This window comes from Viridibacillus sp. d25.2, assembly GCF_055456015.2.
The window spans coordinates 315057-333106 of record NZ_CM196652.1; the positions used below are offsets into that span (position 1 = coordinate 315057).

The window sequence follows — 18050 nt, forward strand, 5'->3', positions numbered from 1 at the left end:
TAACAAACTTCAATGTAATTTATCCAGTTTTGAGAGAACAAGAAATTCTTTTGAAAAAAGAAAAAACACTTGCTATTTTAAATAAAAGGTGTTATAATAATTCTTGTCTTTAAAAATAGTCTAGTGACGATGGCAAAGAGGTCACACCCGTTCCCATGCCGAACACGGAAGTTAAGCTCTTTAGCGCCGATGGTAGTTGGGGGTTTCCCCCTGTGAGAGTAGGACGTTGCTAGGCGAACAATATGGAGGATTAGCTCAGCTGGGAGAGCACCTGCCTTACAAGCAGGGGGTCGGCGGTTCGATCCCGTCATCCTCCACCATTTTTAATAAATCATGCCGGTGTAGCTCAGTTGGTAGAGCAACTGACTTGTAATCAGTAGGTCGAGGGTTCGACTCCTTTCGCCGGCACCATTCATTTTATATGAGCCATTAGCTCAGTTGGTAGAGCATCTGACTTTTAATCAGAGGGTCGTAGGTTCGAATCCTACATGGCTCACCATTTATTTTTAAAAAAATTATATGCGGGTGTGGCGGAACTGGCAGACGCACTAGACTTAGGATCTAGCGCCGCAAGGCGTGGGGGTTCGACTCCCTTCACCCGCACCATAATATTTAAGTTTATCAGCATATTGCGGAAGTAGTTCAGTGGTAGAACACCACCTTGCCAAGGTGGGGGTCGCGAGTTCGAACCTCGTCTTCCGCTCCAAAATATGCCGGGGTGGCGGAACTGGCAGACGCACAGGACTTAAAATCCTGCGGTAGGTGACTACCGTACCGGTTCGATTCCGGTCCTCGGCACCATTTCTTTTAATTTAATATAAGTGATAATATATGCGCCCGTAGCTCAATTGGATAGAGCGTCTGACTACGGATCAGAAGGTTGTGGATTCGACTTCTGCCGGGCGCGCCATTAACGGGAAGTAGCTCAGCTTGGTAGAGCACTTGGTTTGGGACCAAGGGGTCGCAGGTTCGAATCCTGTCTTCCCGACCATTATTACTTTCAACCCATACGGGGCCTTAGCTCAGCTGGGAGAGCGCCTGCCTTGCACGCAGGAGGTCAGCGGTTCGATCCCGCTAGGCTCCACCATTTATAACTTATGAACCTTGAAAACTGAACAAGCAAGACGTTAATCAATAAATGTTTTTGGACATCAACTCTGTTGGTGGATCAAAACAAAAAATAGATATCATCTTCGGATGATACGCTAGCAAAGCTAATGAGCTTTCAAACTACTTTTATGGAGAGTTTGATCCTGGCTCAGGACGAACGCTGGCGGCGTGCCTAATACATGCAAGTCGAGCGAATGATGAAGAAGCTTGCTTCTTCTGATTTAGCGGCGGACGGGTGAGTAACACGTGGGCAACCTACCTAGTAGATTGGGATAACTCCGGGAAACCGGGGCTAATACCGAATAATCCATTTTGTCACATGGCAAAATGCTGAAAGGCGGTTTCGGCTGTCACTACTAGATGGGCCCGCGGTGCATTAGCTAGTTGGTGGGGTAACGGCCTACCAAGGCAACGATGCATAGCCGACCTGAGAGGGTGATCGGCCACATTGGGACTGAGACACGGCCCAAACTCCTACGGGAGGCAGCAGTAGGGAATCTTCCACAATGGACGAAAGTCTGATGGAGCAACGCCGCGTGAGTGATGAAGGTTTTCGGATCGTAAAACTCTGTTGTAAGGGAAGAACAAGTACGTTAGTAACTGAACGTACCTTGACGGTACCTTATTAGAAAGCCACGGCTAACTACGTGCCAGCAGCCGCGGTAATACGTAGGTGGCAAGCGTTGTCCGGATTTATTGGGCGTAAAGCGCGCGCAGGTGGTTTCTTAAGTCTGATGTGAAAGCCCACGGCTCAACCGTGGAGGGTCATTGGAAACTGGGAGACTTGAGTGCAGAAGAGGAAAGTGGAATTCCAAGTGTAGCGGTGAAATGCGTAGAGATTTGGAGGAACACCAGTGGCGAAGGCGACTTTCTGGTCTGTAACTGACACTGAGGCGCGAAAGCGTGGGGAGCAAACAGGATTAGATACCCTGGTAGTCCACGCCGTAAACGATGAGTGCTAAGTGTTAGGGGGTTTCCGCCCCTTAGTGCTGCAGCTAACGCATTAAGCACTCCGCCTGGGGAGTACGGCCGCAAGGTTGAAACTCAAAGGAATTGACGGGGGCCCGCACAAGCGGTGGAGCATGTGGTTTAATTCGAAGCAACGCGAAGAACCTTACCAGGTCTTGACATCCCAATGACCGCTCTAGAGATAGAGTTTTCCCTTCGGGGACATTGGTGACAGGTGGTGCATGGTTGTCGTCAGCTCGTGTCGTGAGATGTTGGGTTAAGTCCCGCAACGAGCGCAACCCTTGATCTTAGTTGCCATCATTTAGTTGGGCACTCTAAGGTGACTGCCGGTGACAAACCGGAGGAAGGTGGGGATGACGTCAAATCATCATGCCCCTTATGACCTGGGCTACACACGTGCTACAATGGACGATACAAAGAGTCGCTAACTCGCGAGGGTATGCTAATCTCATAAAATCGTTCTCAGTTCGGATTGTAGGCTGCAACTCGCCTACATGAAGCCGGAATCGCTAGTAATCGTGGATCAGCATGCCACGGTGAATACGTTCCCGGGCCTTGTACACACCGCCCGTCACACCACGAGAGTTTGTAACACCCGAAGTCGGTGAGGTAACCTTTATGGAGCCAGCCGCCGAAGGTGGGATAGATGATTGGGGTGAAGTCGTAACAAGGTAGCCGTATCGGAAGGTGCGGCTGGATCACCTCCTTTCTAAGGATAATTACGGAAACAGATCTTGGATCTGTCGATTAACGTCTTGTGTTCAGTTTTGAAGGTTCATAATAACCTTATATTTTTTCCGAAAAAGGGGCCTATAGCTCAGCTGGTTAGAGCGCACGCCTGATAAGCGTGAGGTCGATGGTTCGAGTCCATTTAGGCCCACCATTTTTTCTTTTTTGGGGCCTTAGCTCAGCTGGGAGAGCGCCTGCCTTGCACGCAGGAGGTCAGCGGTTCGATCCCGCTAGGCTCCACCAATATTGTTCTTTGAAAACTGGATAAAACGACATTGAAGCAAATTAAGTAACACATTTTTTATTATTAAGTTTTTTAGGCTTAATAACTAACTTTTAGGTTAAGTTATTAAGGGCGCATGGCGGATGCCTTGGCACTAGGAGCCGAAGAAGGACGGCACTAACACCGATATGCTTCGGGGAGCTGTAAGTGAGCTTTGATCCGGAGATTTCCGAATGGGGGAACCCACTGTTCGTAATGGAGCAGTATCTTGACGTGAATACATAGCGTCTTGATGGCAGACCCAGGGAACTGAAACATCTAAGTACCTGGAGGAAGAGAAAGAAAAATCGATTCCCTGAGTAGCGGCGAGCGAAACGGGAATAGCCCAAACCAAGAGGCTTGCCTCTTGGGGTTGTAGGACACTCTATATGGAGTTACAAAGGAATGAGTTAAACGAAGCGGTCTGGAAAGGCCCGCCAGAGCAGGTAACAGCCCTGTAGTTGAAAGTTCATTCTCTCTTGAGTGTATCCTGAGTACGGCGGAACACGTGAAATTCCGTCGGAATCTGGGAGGACCATCTCCCAAGGCTAAATACTACCTAGTGACCGATAGTGAACCAGTACCGTGAGGGAAAGGTGAAAAGCACCCCGGAAGGGGAGTGAAATAGATCCTGAAACCATGTGCCTACAAGTAGTTAGAGCCCGTTAATGGGTGATAGCGTGCCTTTTGTAGAATGAACCGGCGAGTTACGATTACATGCGAGGTTAAGTTTTAGAAGACGGAGCCGTAGCGAAAGCGAGTCTGAATAGGGCGAATGAGTATGTGGTTGTAGACCCGAAACCAGGTGATCTACCCATGTCCAGGGTGAAGGTAAGGTAACACTTACTGGAGGCCCGAACCCACGTACGTTGAAAAGTGCGGGGATGAGGTGTGGGTAGCGGAGAAATTCCAATCGAACCTGGAGATAGCTGGTTCTCTCCGAAATAGCTTTAGGGCTAGCCTCGTGATAGAGAATCCTGGAGGTAGAGCACTGTTTGAACTAGGGGTCCATCCCGGATTACCGAATTCAGACAAACTCCGAATGCCAGTGATTTATGCACGGGAGTCAGACTGCGAGTGATAAGATCCGTAGTCAAAAGGGAAACAGCCCAGACCACCAGCTAAGGTCCCAAAGTAATTGTTAAGTGGAAAAGGATGTGACGTTGCTTAGACAACCAGGATGTTGGCTCAGAAGCAGCCATCATTTAAAGAGTGCGTAATAGCTCACTGGTCGAGTGACGCTGCGCCGAAAATGTATCGGGGCTAAACAATTCACCGAAGCTGTGGATGGACATCTTAGATGTCCGTGGTAGGAGAGCGTTCTAAGTGCTGTGAAGTCAGACCGGAAGGACTGGTGGAGCGCTTAGAAGTGAGAATGCCGGTATGAGTAGCGAAAGACGGGTGAGAATCCCGTCCACCGAATGACTAAGGTTTCCTGAGGAAGGCTCGTCCGCTCAGGGTTAGTCGGGACCTAAGCCGAGGCCGATAGGCGTAGGCGATGGACAACAGGTTGATATTCCTGTACCACCTATTTACCATTTGAGCAATGGGGGGACGCAGTAGGATAGGGTAAGCATGCTGTTGGTTATGCATGTTCAAGCAGTGAGGCGTGAAATGAGGCAAATCCCATTTCTATAACGTTGAGCTGTGATGACGAGGACGTATGTCCGGAGTTCCTGATTTCACACTGCCAAGAAAAGCCTCTAGCGAGGTAAAAGGTGCCCGTACCGCAAACCGACACAGGTAGTCGAGGAGAGAATCCTAAGGTGTGCGAGAGAACTCTCGTTAAGGAACTCGGCAAAATGACCCCGTAACTTCGGGAGAAGGGGTGCTCTAGTAGGGTGAAAGCCCGAGAGAGCCGCAGTGAATAGGCCCAGGCGACTGTTTAGCAAAAACACAGGTCTCTGCAAAACCGTAAGGTGACGTATAGGGGCTGACGCCTGCCCGGTGCTGGAAGGTTAAGAGGAGTGCTTAGCGCAAGCGAAGGTGCGAATTGAAGCCCCAGTAAACGGCGGCCGTAACTATAACGGTCCTAAGGTAGCGAAATTCCTTGTCGGGTAAGTTCCGACCCGCACGAAAGGCGTAACGATCTGGGCACTGTCTCAACGAGAGACTCGGTGAAATTATAGTACCTGTGAAGATGCAGGTTACCCGCGACAGGACGGAAAGACCCCGTGGAGCTTTACTGTAGCCTGATATTGAATTTTGATACAGCTTGTACAGGATAGGTAGGAGCCAGAGATTCCGGAGCGCCAGCTTCGGAGGAGGCGTTGGTGGGATACTACCCTAGCTGTATTGAACTTCTAACCCATGCCCCTTAGCGGGGTAGGAGACAGTGTCAGGCGGGCAGTTTGACTGGGGCGGTCGCCTCCTAAAGAGTAACGGAGGCGCCCAAAGGTTCCCTCAGAATGGTTGGAAATCATTCGTAGAGTGTAAAGGCATAAGGGAGCTTGACTGCGAGACCTACAAGTCGAGCAGGGTCGAAAGACGGGCTTAGTGATCCGGTGGTTCCGCATGGAAGGGCCATCGCTCAACGGATAAAAGCTACCCCGGGGATAACAGGCTTATCTCCCCCAAGAGTCCACATCGACGGGGAGGTTTGGCACCTCGATGTCGGCTCATCGCATCCTGGGGCTGTAGTCGGTCCCAAGGGTTGGGCTGTTCGCCCATTAAAGCGGTACGCGAGCTGGGTTCAGAACGTCGTGAGACAGTTCGGTCCCTATCCGTCGTGGGCGTAGGAAATTTGAGAGGAGCTGTCCTTAGTACGAGAGGACCGGGATGGACACACCGCTGGTGTACCAGTTGTTCTGCCAAGGGCATCGCTGGGTAGCTATGTGTGGACGGGATAAGTGCTGAAAGCATCTAAGCATGAAGCCCCCCTCAAGATGAGATTTCCCATTACGCAAGTAAGTAAGATCCCTCAAAGACGATGAGGTAGATAGGTTCGAGGTGGAAGTGTGGCGACATACGGAGCTGACGAATACTAATAGATCGAGGACTTAACCAAATTTTACTTAGCGAACTTCAATGTAATTTATCCAGTTTTGAGAGAACAAGTTCTCCAAATGAGAGTTTCAAGACACGAGTAATGCGATGTGTATTTGAAGTCGAATATAGTCTAGTGATGATGGCAAAGAGGTCACACCCGTTCCCATGCCGAACACGGAAGTTAAGCTCTTTAGCGCCGATGGTAGTTGGGGGTTTCCCCCTGTGAGAGTAGGACGTTGCTAGGCAAACTAAAGCACAGCTGATTTAATCAGTTGTGCTTTTTTATATAGAAAATACTTATAATATGTATAGTTGTAAAATCCTTGATTTTTTTCTAAAAACTCATATTAAATTTTTTATCATCAGATAAAAACGCCAATGCGATTGTCGTATTTCTTAATGGGGAGTTAGTGAGCATTCTTGTATTACATAATAAATTAATATTGGTGTGAGGCTGTACTAAGACTATTTTATAACGCACAAAGTAACTATCTCAGTTGCTAATATAAATTAATAGAAATTTCATTATATAGATGAAATAGTTTAGCAGTTAGTGAAAAAATATAGTGGCACAGAAATTATATAAAGAAAATGGATTTATCAATAAAGGTAAGAATTCAATGATAATATGACTGAAAAATTGTTATGATATTACCATCGTAATAGCCTCTATGAGCGTAATTTTTACGTGTTAGTAATCTAACCTTAGATGCTGATTAAAACCGCGTAAAACGCTCAAATAAAGCCTTTATAATAGATAGGATTCATATAATAATATATAGGTATATTTAAGTGCAAAATAATTAAAAGTTTTTTCAGAAATAGCTTGAAATGTTTTAATATGCTGTTATAATAATATTTATATTCGACAAAATAAACATCTAAAGAAGCGATAATATTATTGTTCCGAAGTAGCTCAGTGGTAGAGCAATCGGCTGTTAACCGATCGGTCGTAGGTTCGAGTCCTACCTTCGGAGCCATTTTTTTGTCTATGCTTCCATAGCTCAGCAGGTAGAGTGCTTCCATGGTAAGGAAGAGGTCACCGGTTCGAGCCCGGTTGGAAGCTTTCAAATCATCTATTTAGAAGTAAAAATATATCGAAATTTGTATTGCAAGATGAAATTTCTAATATTTTTCAAATTAAGTATTGCTTTTTTATTTGAAAGATGTTAATATAATTCTTGTCCTGTTTTAAGCAGTACAGTATCAATGGCCCCTTGGTCAAGCGGTTAAGACACCGCCCTTTCACGGCGGTAACACGGGTTCGAATCCCGTAGGGGTCACCATTTTTTATAACTATTTTACATATCCATGGAGGATTAGCTCAGCTGGGAGAGCACCTGCCTTACAAGCAGGGGGTCGGCGGTTCGATCCCGTCATCCTCCACCATATTTTTTTTCGGAGGGGTAGCGAAGAGGCTAAACGCGGCGGACTGTAAATCCGCTCCTTCGGGTTCGGCGGTTCGAATCCGTCCCCCTCCACCATTTTTTATATAAATATTCATTATTCATTGTTGGGGTATAGCCAAGCGGTAAGGCAACGGATTTTGATTCCGTCATGCCCTGGTTCGAATCCAGGTACCCCAGCCATTTTAATTATATGAGCCATTAGCTCAGTTGGTAGAGCATCTGACTTTTAATCAGAGGGTCGTAGGTTCGAATCCTACATGGCTCACTTTCATATAAAACTTCAACCTCTTTCTACTTCGTGTAGAGAGGGGTTTTTTTGTGGTTAAAATAAAGTATTTCTCCAATGATATTTTCTTTGGAATGTACGCATTTTTGTATATCTACTAATGGATACAATTTTTAAAATCTGAAGAGTAGTATAGTACTTTGTTAAGTTGCAACATTATTCTCTCAATTGCATCTGAAGTTTTGTATAAATATTCAGAATTTTGTTAGGTTGAGCCAACACGAGTGTAGCATTTACAATATAGGTAGTTCACAAAGGGGGAATAAAAAAATGCATAAATTAAATATTTCATTAATAGGTGTGCCAATGGATTTAGGACAAGCACGTCGTGGGGTTGATATGGGGCCAAGTGCTATTCGTTATGCTGGCGCTGTAGAAAGATTAGAAGCAATAGGATATGGCGTAATAGATGAGGGTGATATTCAGATTGGGGTATCTGAACGTGAGGTATCCAGCGATACACACTTACGGAATTTATCAGCTGTTACTGAAGCCAGTACAAGGCTTGCTAATAAAGTACATGATGTCGTTTTACAAAATCATTTTCCACTTGTTCTTGGCGGGGATCATAGTATTGCAATAGGTACGCTTGCAGGTTTATCAGATCATTATGAGAATTTAGGTGTCATATGGTATGATGCGCATGCAGATTTGAATACAAGTGATACTTCACCAACAGGAAATATTCATGGTATGCCACTAGCTGTAAGTATTGGACTAGGTCATGAAAAGCTTGTAAACATTCGTGATTATGCACCTAAAGTAAAACCTGAGAATATTGTTATTATTGGTGCCCGCTCTGTAGATCCGGGAGAACGTGAATTAATAAAAGAAAAAGGGATTAAAGTATATACGATGCATGAGATTGATCGAGTAGGTATGACGAGTGTCATGCAAGAAGCAATTTTTTATTTGAGGGAAAAAAATGTAGATGGATTACATTTATCGTTAGATCTAGATGGCATCGACCCTCTATATACTCCGGGGGTAGGTACACCTGTCCCGGGTGGTATTACATATCGTGAGAGTCATTTAGCAATGGAGATGTTACATGAGTGCGAAATGATTACTTCAGCTGAATTTGTGGAAGTAAATCCAATCTTAGATGAAAAAAATAAAACAGCAGATGTAGCGGTCGCTTTAATGGGATCGTTATTCGGTGAAAAATTAGTGTGATAAAGAAGGACGGGCCTGCCCGTCCTTCTTTAATTGCTGAAAAGTTAGGGTTTTTGGAAAAAGGGAACTTATTGACAAGTAATTTAGTCCTGAAAAGAGAAGTTTCTTATGAATTCGAATCATTTTCACTTACATATTTGTTATAATTATGGAAGGAAGATTCTTTGAGCAGTTTTAAAAAAAAATCAAAAAATGAAACTTAATCTATAGGCAATTCGTATATAGAATAACAGCCGCATGGGCGGAGGGAAATCACAATGGATGCGTTAATCAACAAGAGAATAAAACAAGTGCTGAAAGGCGATCAAAGTGTGTATTCTGATATTGTGAGCCTCTACCAGCAAAAGCTGTACCAAGTTTGTTATCGCATGCTTGGCAATCAACATGAAGCAGAAGATATAGCGCAGGAGGCATTTGTCCGTGCGTATATTAATCTTCACACTTTTGATTTAAACCGAAAATTTTCGACTTGGCTGTACCGTATAGCGACAAATTTATGTATAGACCGTATAAGGAAAAAGAAACCGGACTATTACTTAGATGCACAAGTTGCTGGAACGGACGGTCTAGATATGTATTCTCAAATTTCTTCAACAGACAGGTTACCTGAAGAAGAAGTAGAAAGAATGGAGCTACAGGAGCGGATTCAATATGAAATTAGCCAGTTGCCAGACAAATATCGAACAGTCATTGTCTTAAAGTATATAGAAGAATTGCCATTGCAAGAGATCAGCGAGATTTTGGATATGCCACTTGGGACAGTCAAAACTCGAATTCACAGGGGGCGCGAAGCTCTGAGAAAACAATTAGGCAATCTGTAGGAGGGATTTCAGTATGAATGCGTGTCCAAAACATATTGGTGAATACATGCATGAATATTTAGATGGTGATATTAGTCGTGAACATGAAATCGAGCTAAAAGCACATTTGCAAAGCTGTGATAACTGTCGACAACATATGCAGGAGCTAAATAGCACAATTGCCTTTGTCAAAAGTGCTGCCGTCGTTTCAGTACCTCTGGATTTCAAGCAAAACGTTATGGTACGTCTACCTAAAGGAAGATCAGGAGCCGGTGTCCAAAGATGGCTACGCCGCCATCCTATATTTGTTGCAGCAGCAATGTTTTGTATCTTAATGAGTGCCTCACTTCTTACAGGCTTTAATGATAATAAAGAATTTTCAGTGACCAAGCAGCCAAACCTAGTTGTAGAGGGGCAAACTGTCATCGTACCTGAAGGGAAGACTGTGACAGGCGATATCGTAGTCAAGAACGGAGATATCATTGTAGAAGGTGCGGTAGATGGTAATATCACCGTGATTAATGGTCAATATATGGCCTCAACAGCAAATGTCACAGGTCAAATAGACGAGATCAATCAAGCATTTGAATGGCTTTGGTATAAAATTAAAAATGGCGGGAAAGAGTTACTTTCATTTTTAGATAAAAACGAATAAAACAAATGAAAAGTCTACTTTTGAGGTAGACTTTTCTGTTTCATCTCAGCAAGTAAAGTAAGAGTTGTGCTATACTGAACACATATGCACTCGCTAGAAAAGTGGGGGATCCACATGTCTTTTATTAATGAAATTACACAATTAACCGAAAATGTATGGATTAGAATGTTAATGAATATTCTGGACATTCTTTTAGTATGGTTTGTTATTTATAAAATTTTAACTTTGATAAGAGGAACAAAAGCTGTCCAATTATTAAAGGGAATATTCGTCATTATTATTATTAGGATTATTACTGTTTACGCTGGTCTTAATACGCTAGGATGGATGATGCAACAGGTTATCAATTTTGGTTTCCTTGCCATTATTATCATATTCCAACCGGAGTTACGTCGGGCACTTGAACAAATTGGCCGCGGTAAGCTATTTGCCCGCAGTAATTTACAAGAAGATGAGGAACGTACAAGATTAGTAAGCGCAATGTCCAAATCTGTTAGTTATATGGCGAAGAGACGTATTGGAGCACTTGTTTCGATTGAACGTGAAACAGGTTTGAACGATTATATTGAAACAGGGATTCCGATGTTCTCTGAAATTTCGTCTGAATTACTGATTAATATCTTCATACCTAATACACCATTACATGATGGCGCAGTAATTGTTCAAAAGAATAAAATAGCTGCTGCTGCTTGTTATTTACCATTATCGGAAAGTCCATTTATCTCAAAAGAATTAGGTACCCGTCATAGAGCTGCCATAGGTATTAGTGAAGTGACAGATGCCATAACAATTATTGTATCCGAAGAAACTGGAGCAATTAGTTTAACGGTTAATGGCGACTTACACCGCGATCTATCAATTGAAGAATTTGAAGCACGTTTACGTAAAGCGTGGTTTGGCCCTGAGCAAGATGCAACAAATACCTCTAAGTGGAGCTGGAGGGGGAATAAAAAATGATGGATAAATTAATTGAAAGCCCATGGTTTTTAAGAATTACTGCCCTGACATTAGCAATGCTCCTATTCTTTACGGTTCAGCCAGGTGAAAAAAATGGTTCTGATGGTTTTTCATCAGGGACACATGTGGACGTACTTCATAATGTACCCGTACAGGTTTACTATGATGATGAGAGTCTAATCGTCACAGGAGTTCCAAAAACCGTAGATGTTACAATCAAAGGTCCAATGGCCATCGTTATTCAAACGAAGGCAGTAAGTGATTATACGGTATTCGTAGATTTACGTAAGCAAACAATTGGGGAACATAAAGTAACTATTCAACATGAAAATTTTTCTGATAAACTATCAGTACAAATGGACCCATCAACAATTGATATTTCGATTGAAGAAAGAGTAACGAGAACATTTAAAATCGATCCTGAAATTAATGAAAAACTACTGGCAGAAGACTATTACGTGAAAAGTATGACAGCGAATCCTAATTCAGTAACAGTTACTGGCGCTAAAAGTGCAATAGATAGCATAAGCTACGTAAAAGCGACAGTTACTGGTGAACAAGGATTAAAGAATTCCTTCGAACAAGAAGCGTATGTCAAAATACTAGATCGTGATATGAACAAATTAGATGTAGAAGTGAAGCCAGCGAAAATTAAAGTGAATGTTGCCATTGGAGAGTATACTAAGGAAGTACCTGTCATCCTAAATCAAAAAGGGACGCCAGGTAAAGATATCACGATAAAGTCATTAACGCCTATAACGAGCAAGATGACTTTATTCGGATCAAAGGCAGCTCTTGAAAATACGAAACAACTTAATGTGGATGTGGATGTATCTAAAATCAAAAACTCTGGTACCTTTAAAGTAAATATTGATAAGCCAGAGGGTATTTCAAGGCTGTCTGAGGACAGCATAAAAGTCCAAGCTATAGTTGAGGAAAATGAAACGAATTCTAATGAAGAAGTAAATAAAGACGAAGAAAAACAGACTGACGAGGAAGAGACTTCATCAATAATAAGTTCAAAAGAATTTAAAAATGTAGCAGTTGAAGTTCGAAACCTAGATGAGGGTTATCGTAGTGACTTTATCACACCAAAGAACGGCACAGTTACATTAACTGTGAAAGGTGATGAAAAAGAGTTAGCGAGTCTAGATATCAACGATTTCGATTTATATATTGAAGCAGAAGATAAGCAGACTGGAAATCATAAGCTACCTATTCAAGTTGATGGACCAAGAAATCTGACCTGGTCACTTTCTAATAACATCGCCAATCTTCGAATAGAACAAATATCTTAAAAGAATTTGATTGAAGAATCGTAGATAGTTTTGAAGGAGAGAACAAAATGGGTAAATATTTCGGTACAGACGGCGTCCGCGGAGTCGCCAATAGTGAGCTGACGCCTGAGTTAGCATTTAAACTCGGTCGCTTCGGTGGATACGTTTTAACGAAAGAAGCCACAGGACGTCCAAAAGTATTAATTGGTCGTGATACACGTATATCTGGGCAAATGCTTGAAGGAGCTCTTGTAGCCGGCTTACTTTCTGTAGGAGCAGAAGTAATGCGACTTGGTGTCATTAGTACACCTGGAGTGGCTTATTTAACACGCGTTATGAGTGGCCAAGCAGGTGTTATGATATCAGCATCCCATAACCCAGTTGCAGATAATGGTATTAAATTCTTCGGCCCTGATGGGTTTAAACTTACTGATGAACAAGAAGCGGAAATTGAAGCTTTATTAGACCAAGAACAAGATGAATTACCACGTCCAACAGGTGGTGACTTAGGATCATTAAGTGACTATTTTGAAGGCGGTCAAAAATACATTCAGTACTTGAAACAAACTGTAGAAGAAGAGTTTACAGGGATTCATATCGCATTAGATTGTGCACATGGTGCAACATCTTCACTTGCAGCACACCTATTTGCAGATTTAGAAGCAGACTTATCAACGATGGGTGCTTCACCAAACGGTTTAAATATTAACGAAGGTGTAGGTTCTACACACCCTGAAGAACTAGCTAAATTGGTTCTTGAAAAAGGTGCAGATGTTGGACTTGCTTTTGATGGTGATGGTGATCGTCTAATCGCTGTCGATGAAAAGGGTAATATCGTTGACGGAGATCAAATCATGTACATTTGCGCTAAACATTTCCAAGAAAAAGGACGTTTAAACAAAGATACAGTTGTTTCTACGGTTATGAGCAATATGGGATTCTATAAAGGTATAGAAGAACATGGTATGCAAAGTATTCAAACTGCAGTGGGTGACCGTTACGTTGTAGAAGCTATGCGCGAAGGCGATTACAACCTCGGCGGAGAGCAATCAGGACATATTGTTTTTCTTGATTACAACACTACTGGTGATGGCTTGTTAACAGGTCTACAACTCGTCAATGCAATGAAATTAACAGGTAAAACATTATCTGAGCTAGCAGCTGAGATGACGATTTTCCCTCAAAAGCTAATTAATATTCGAGTAACAGATAAATACGCTGTTACCGAAAATGCAAAAGTAGCAACAGTAATTGCTGAAGTAGAGCAAGAGATGGATGGCAATGGCCGTATTCTTGTTAGACCATCGGGAACTGAACCATTAGTTCGTGTAATGGTCGAAGCATCAACAACTGAGAACTGTGAAGCTTATGCAGAACGAATTGCAGCTGTTGTAAAAGAAGAAATGGGTTTAACTGAATAAAAAGAGGAAAAGGGTAAGCATATTTTTAGATGCTTACCCTTTTTGTATTTTAAAACACTTAAATCACTCTCTTCTATCTTTGACGCGCAGAAAAAATCGAGTATGTCATGTAGGCTAGCAACCTGGAGAATAGCTAAAGTTGATCCGTACGAATCAGTAGCCAGCATTGAAATGAAATGTTAATGTTTAATTTACTCTAGATGTGGAATAGTTTTAGTGTAGGGTTGATACGTACCCTTATTCAACAAACAACTAAGGAGTGATTGGAAATGGCAAAAGTAGCAACAGTCATAACGAATCTGTTTGAAGATATGGAATTTACAGATCCTGCAAAAGCAATGAGAGATGCTGGACATGAAGTATTTACAATTGAAAAAGAAGCAGGTAATCAAATAGAAGGTAAGCATGGTAAAAAGGTAAAAATTGATTATGGCATTGATGAAGTGAAACCAGAAGACTTTAATGCATTATTTATTCCGGGTGGATTTTCACCGGATTTACTAAGAGATGATGATCGATTCGTCAACTTTGCAAGGGCATTTATGGATGCAAGAAAGCCCGTATTTGCAATTTGTCACGGTCCACAATTGTTAATATCTGCGAAGACTTTGGATGGTCGCGATGCAACTGGTTATAAATCTATCCGTGTGGATATGGAAAATGCAGGAGCGATTTATAAAGACGAAGAAGTATTTGTATGCCAAAATCAATTAGTAACAAGTCGAACGCCTGATGACATCCCAGCATTCAATAGGGAATTACTAAAATTATTGGTAAAATAATGATGGAGAAACCGTTAATGTGTAGACTTTAACGGTTTCTTTTAATGGAAATGGAGGAACAAAAAGTGTTATTTGAACGTATAATATAGTGGGAAATATTATTTTCCCTTGTAAACCTTTTCATTGCATGTTTCTGATTGACTATGAATACTGATTTCAGTATGATGAAGTTGCTGCTGTTTAAAGGGTTAATCTTTATACTAAAATAGTAGCTGCGCAAAAGGAGGAATCAAAAGGAGCGCATAAAACAAAGGAAAACAATTATAGCGCCAGCGCTGAAGAAATTGGACGACACAGATCTTCAGCAGACGAGGTGGAGGAGTATCGAAAGTTTCGGCGGATGCCTCCCGATCGCCATTGCCCGATCGAAATTTTGCTTATAAAACGTTTGAGTAATCAAATGGACAAAAAAGCAAAACGGCAAAGTCACAGCAGCATAAGAATGTTTCCCCGACTTCTTAGGAAGACGAGGTATACTTTCTTGCGGCTAATTTTGCAAACTTCGGAGGAATTTAATATGTGTGGAATTGTTGGATATATCGGCTTTTTGGATGCGAAAGAAATCCTATTAAAAGGCCTAGAGAAATTAGAGTACCGCGGATACGACTCTGCAGGTATCGCACTTCGTAATGAAGCAGGAATTACTGTCTTTAAAGAAAAAGGACGTATCGCTGACTTACGCGCAGTAGTAGAAGAAGATGTTTTGGCTAACACGGGAATCGGTCATACACGCTGGGCAACTCATGGCGTACCAAATCAATTAAATGCGCACCCACATCAAAGTGCATCAGGTCGATTTACACTTGTGCATAATGGGGTTATTGAAAATTATCATTTATTGCAAGCCGAATTATTACAATACGTGGACATGAAATCTGATACTGATACAGAAGTTATTGTGCAGTTAGTCGAAAAGTTTGTAATTGATGGAATGACAACAGAAGAAGCATTTAGTCATACCTTATCTTTACTACACGGGTCATATGCTATTGCTTTACTGGATGCAGCGGAAGAAGAAACAATCTTCGTCGCAAAAAATAAAAGCCCATTACTTGTAGGTATTGGCGAAGGTTTCAATGTGGTGGCTTCAGATGCTATGGCAATGTTACAAGTAACAGATCAATTCATAGAACTACATGACAAAGAAATCGTAATTGTACGTAAAGAAGTTATGACGATTAAAAATCTAAATGGCACAGTAGTAGAACGTGCACCTTATACAGCTGAGTTAGATATGAGCGACATTGAAAAAGGCACATATCCTCACTACATGTTAAAAGAAATTGACGAACAACCAAGTGTTGTCCGTAAAATTATTCAAGCTTATGAAAACGAACACGGTGAACTAGCTATCGACCCTGCCATTGCAGAAGCATTACACGAAGCAGATCGCCTATATATTATTGCAGCCGGCACAAGCTATCACGCTGGTTTAGTAGGGAAAGAATACTTCGAGAAAATCGCACGTATTCCAGTTGAAGTGCATATCTCAAGCGAATTCGGCTATAATATGCCACTACTATCTGAAAAACCGCTATTCATCTTCATCACACAATCTGGTGAAACAGCAGATAGTCGCCAAGTTTTAGTGAAGATTAAAGAGCTTGGTTACCCAGCGTTAACAGTTACAAATGTACCTGGTTCAACACTGTCACGCGAAGCAGATTATACAATGCTCTTACATGCAGGTCCAGAAATCGCTGTAGCGTCTACTAAAGCATATGTAGCCCAAGTAGCGGTACTAGCAATTGCCGCCTATGTAGAAGCTAAGACTCAAGGGATTGAAGTAAACTTTGATCTAAAAAAAGAGTTAGCTATCGTAGCGAATGCAATTCAGTCAATCGTCGACTCAAAAGAAGTCTTTGAAATGGCATCTAAAGACTATTTATCGACAACACGTAACGCATTCTTCATCGGTCGTAATATTGATTACTGCGTAAGTGTGGAAGGTGCACTGAAATTAAAAGAAATCTCTTACATCCAAGCTGAAGGCTTTGCTGGGGGAGAACTAAAACACGGAACAATTGCTCTTATTGAAGAAGGCACACCAGTAATAGCACTCGTAACGCAAAAACCAGTTAGCCTGAACATTCGAGGCAACGTTAAAGAAGTCACAGCACGTGGTGCTAATCCATGCATCATTTCTATGGAAGGCATGGAGCAAGAAGGCGACGCTATTGTCCTACCACAAGTACACTCATTACTAACACCGCTTATGTCAGTAGTGCCATTACAGCTTATAAGCTACTATGCAGCACTATATCGCGGTTGTGATGTAGATAAACCACGTAACTTGGCTAAATCGGTTACGGTTGAGTAGGAGTTATTGCTATTTGAAATAAAGTGTAGCTTTATAAAAAAGTTTGATTAAAATCATCTCACCTCTATAGATTTTTAGAGGTGAGGTGATTTTTTTGTTGGATATTTATGTTAATATCACTATTAAGATTGTGAAGAAATGTACTTAAACTAAAGGGGTGCTTTACTTGAAGAACATTGAGCTAGGGGCAGTTTAGTTGAAGAATGTTGTTTAACTTTTGTTCAACAATAGGGCCATTTCCGTAATAAGGGTTAGAAATAACCGGGGAAAAAGAGTTAGCATGGGAAAATATTTAAGTACCATAATTTGCTAATGATGGAAATTTAGTTTATTATGTTTTAGACTAGATGTGGAAGTAGTTTGACGTAGGAGAGGAGATAAAAATGATTGAATTACGAAAGATAACCGGGGATAACATAGATGAATTAATAGCACTTGAAGTTGGAGAAACCCAGAAAGAATTTATATTAGAAACTACTAACCTCAGATGCTTTGCAGATGCTCATATGTTGAACACAGATGGTATACCAGCGAATCCATTAGCCATTTATGCTGATAATACTATGGTTGGATTTTTGATGTATATTTACGATACGATGGATCATGAATCATTTGAAAATGAAGTTTTCTATGGTAAGAAGAGTTATTTTATTTGGCACAATATGATTGATAAAAGTTACCAAGGAAAAGGGTATGGTAAACTTGCTTTTGAAAAAATATTGATGGATATTGAAAATATGCCATATGGGCAAGCAGAATATGTAAACCTCTTTTATCATACAAGTAATGTCAAAGCTAAAACGTTATACGCTTCATTTGGTTTTGTAGATACAGGCATCATTCAGGATAACTCGATGTTGGCGATTAAAAATCTAGATGGGAAATTAACAGAATCCTTAGTAAAATAGG

The 18050-nt window shown here is 41.8% G+C and carries 9 protein-coding genes, 18 tRNA genes and 4 rRNA genes; all 31 read left to right on the forward strand.

The window, feature by feature from the left end; genetic code table 11:
- The first annotated feature begins 119 nt into the window (after positions 1-119).
- The 31 genes from rrf (ACZLO7_RS01560) (at position 120) to ACZLO7_RS01710 (ending at position 18049) form a co-directional block, all read left to right on the forward strand.
- A 5S ribosomal RNA gene (gene rrf / locus ACZLO7_RS01560) occupies positions 120-235 on the forward strand.
- Between the two features lie 9 nt (positions 236-244).
- A tRNA-Val gene (locus ACZLO7_RS01565) sits at positions 245-320 on the forward strand.
- Positions 321-335: 15 nt separating this feature from the next.
- A tRNA-Thr gene (locus ACZLO7_RS01570) sits at positions 336-411 on the forward strand.
- 12 nt (positions 412-423) lie between these two features.
- Positions 424-499 (forward strand) — tRNA-Lys (locus ACZLO7_RS01575).
- 22 nt (positions 500-521) lie between these two features.
- Positions 522-606 (forward strand) — tRNA-Leu (locus ACZLO7_RS01580).
- Positions 607-631: 25 nt separating this feature from the next.
- A tRNA-Gly gene (locus ACZLO7_RS01585) sits at positions 632-706 on the forward strand.
- 6 nt (positions 707-712) lie between these two features.
- Positions 713-801 (forward strand) — tRNA-Leu (locus ACZLO7_RS01590).
- Between the two features lie 32 nt (positions 802-833).
- Positions 834-910: transfer RNA gene (locus tag ACZLO7_RS01595), tRNA-Arg, on the forward strand.
- 4 nt (positions 911-914) lie between these two features.
- Positions 915-991 (forward strand) — tRNA-Pro (locus ACZLO7_RS01600).
- A gap of 20 nt (positions 992-1011) precedes the next feature.
- Positions 1012-1087 (forward strand) — tRNA-Ala (locus ACZLO7_RS01605).
- Between the two features lie 148 nt (positions 1088-1235).
- Positions 1236-2788 (forward strand): 16S ribosomal RNA (locus tag ACZLO7_RS01610).
- Between the two features lie 97 nt (positions 2789-2885).
- Positions 2886-2962 (forward strand) — tRNA-Ile (locus tag ACZLO7_RS01615).
- Between the two features lie 13 nt (positions 2963-2975).
- Positions 2976-3051 (forward strand) — tRNA-Ala (locus ACZLO7_RS01620).
- Between the two features lie 96 nt (positions 3052-3147).
- Positions 3148-6077: ribosomal RNA gene (locus ACZLO7_RS01625) — 23S ribosomal RNA — on the forward strand.
- Between the two features lie 110 nt (positions 6078-6187).
- Positions 6188-6303: ribosomal RNA gene (gene rrf / locus ACZLO7_RS01630) — 5S ribosomal RNA — on the forward strand.
- The 16S, 23S and 5S rRNA genes sit together here with 11 tRNA genes alongside, the layout of an rRNA operon.
- Positions 6304-6963: 660 nt before the next feature.
- Positions 6964-7038 (forward strand) — tRNA-Asn (locus ACZLO7_RS01635).
- 13 nt (positions 7039-7051) lie between these two features.
- A tRNA-Thr gene (locus tag ACZLO7_RS01640) sits at positions 7052-7124 on the forward strand.
- A 145-nt stretch (positions 7125-7269) separates the two neighbouring features.
- Positions 7270-7344: transfer RNA gene (locus tag ACZLO7_RS01645), tRNA-Glu, on the forward strand.
- A gap of 27 nt (positions 7345-7371) precedes the next feature.
- Positions 7372-7447, forward strand: a tRNA-Val gene (locus ACZLO7_RS01650).
- An 11-nt stretch (positions 7448-7458) separates the two neighbouring features.
- A tRNA-Tyr gene (locus ACZLO7_RS01655) sits at positions 7459-7542 on the forward strand.
- 30 nt (positions 7543-7572) lie between these two features.
- A tRNA-Gln gene (locus ACZLO7_RS01660) sits at positions 7573-7647 on the forward strand.
- A 12-nt stretch (positions 7648-7659) separates the two neighbouring features.
- Positions 7660-7732 (forward strand) — tRNA-Lys (locus ACZLO7_RS01665).
- A gap of 291 nt (positions 7733-8023) precedes the next feature.
- Positions 8024-8929 carry an arginase gene (rocF, locus tag ACZLO7_RS01670; protein WP_464939441.1) on the forward strand — a complete coding sequence of 302 codons (906 nt, stop codon included), beginning with the start codon at positions 8024-8026 and terminating at the stop codon, positions 8927-8929.
- A gap of 257 nt (positions 8930-9186) precedes the next feature.
- Positions 9187-9750, forward strand: coding sequence for an RNA polymerase sigma factor SigW (sigW, locus tag ACZLO7_RS01675; RefSeq protein WP_464939442.1), 564 nt, complete (start codon positions 9187-9189; stop codon positions 9748-9750).
- Between the two features lie 13 nt (positions 9751-9763).
- Positions 9764-10384: a zf-HC2 domain-containing protein gene (locus tag ACZLO7_RS01680; RefSeq protein ID WP_464939443.1), complete on the forward strand. Its 621-nt coding sequence runs from the start codon at positions 9764-9766 to the stop codon at positions 10382-10384.
- Between the two features lie 114 nt (positions 10385-10498).
- Positions 10499-11341, forward strand: a complete 843-nt coding sequence (gene cdaA / locus ACZLO7_RS01685) for a diadenylate cyclase CdaA (RefSeq protein WP_464939444.1) — start codon at positions 10499-10501, stop codon at positions 11339-11341.
- Positions 11338-12639 carry a CdaR family protein gene (locus ACZLO7_RS01690; RefSeq protein ID WP_464939445.1) on the forward strand — a complete coding sequence of 434 codons (1302 nt, stop codon included), beginning with the start codon at positions 11338-11340 and terminating at the stop codon, positions 12637-12639. The genes cdaA and ACZLO7_RS01690 overlap by 4 nt, the downstream gene beginning before the upstream one ends.
- A gap of 47 nt (positions 12640-12686) precedes the next feature.
- On the forward strand, positions 12687-14039 hold the full coding sequence (gene glmM / locus ACZLO7_RS01695) for a phosphoglucosamine mutase (RefSeq protein ID WP_464939446.1): 1353 nt from the start codon (positions 12687-12689) through the stop codon (positions 14037-14039).
- Between the two features lie 269 nt (positions 14040-14308).
- Positions 14309-14821 carry a type 1 glutamine amidotransferase domain-containing protein gene (locus ACZLO7_RS01700; RefSeq protein WP_464939447.1) on the forward strand — a complete coding sequence of 171 codons (513 nt, stop codon included), beginning with the start codon at positions 14309-14311 and terminating at the stop codon, positions 14819-14821.
- 517 nt (positions 14822-15338) lie between these two features.
- Positions 15339-17141: a glutamine--fructose-6-phosphate transaminase (isomerizing) gene (gene glmS / locus ACZLO7_RS01705; RefSeq protein WP_464939448.1), complete on the forward strand. Its 1803-nt coding sequence runs from the start codon at positions 15339-15341 to the stop codon at positions 17139-17141.
- A gap of 383 nt (positions 17142-17524) precedes the next feature.
- A complete protein-coding gene (locus ACZLO7_RS01710) occupies positions 17525-18049 on the forward strand; it encodes a GNAT family N-acetyltransferase (RefSeq protein WP_464939449.1) in 525 nt (174 codons plus the stop codon).
- Position 18050: the final 1 nt, after the last annotated feature.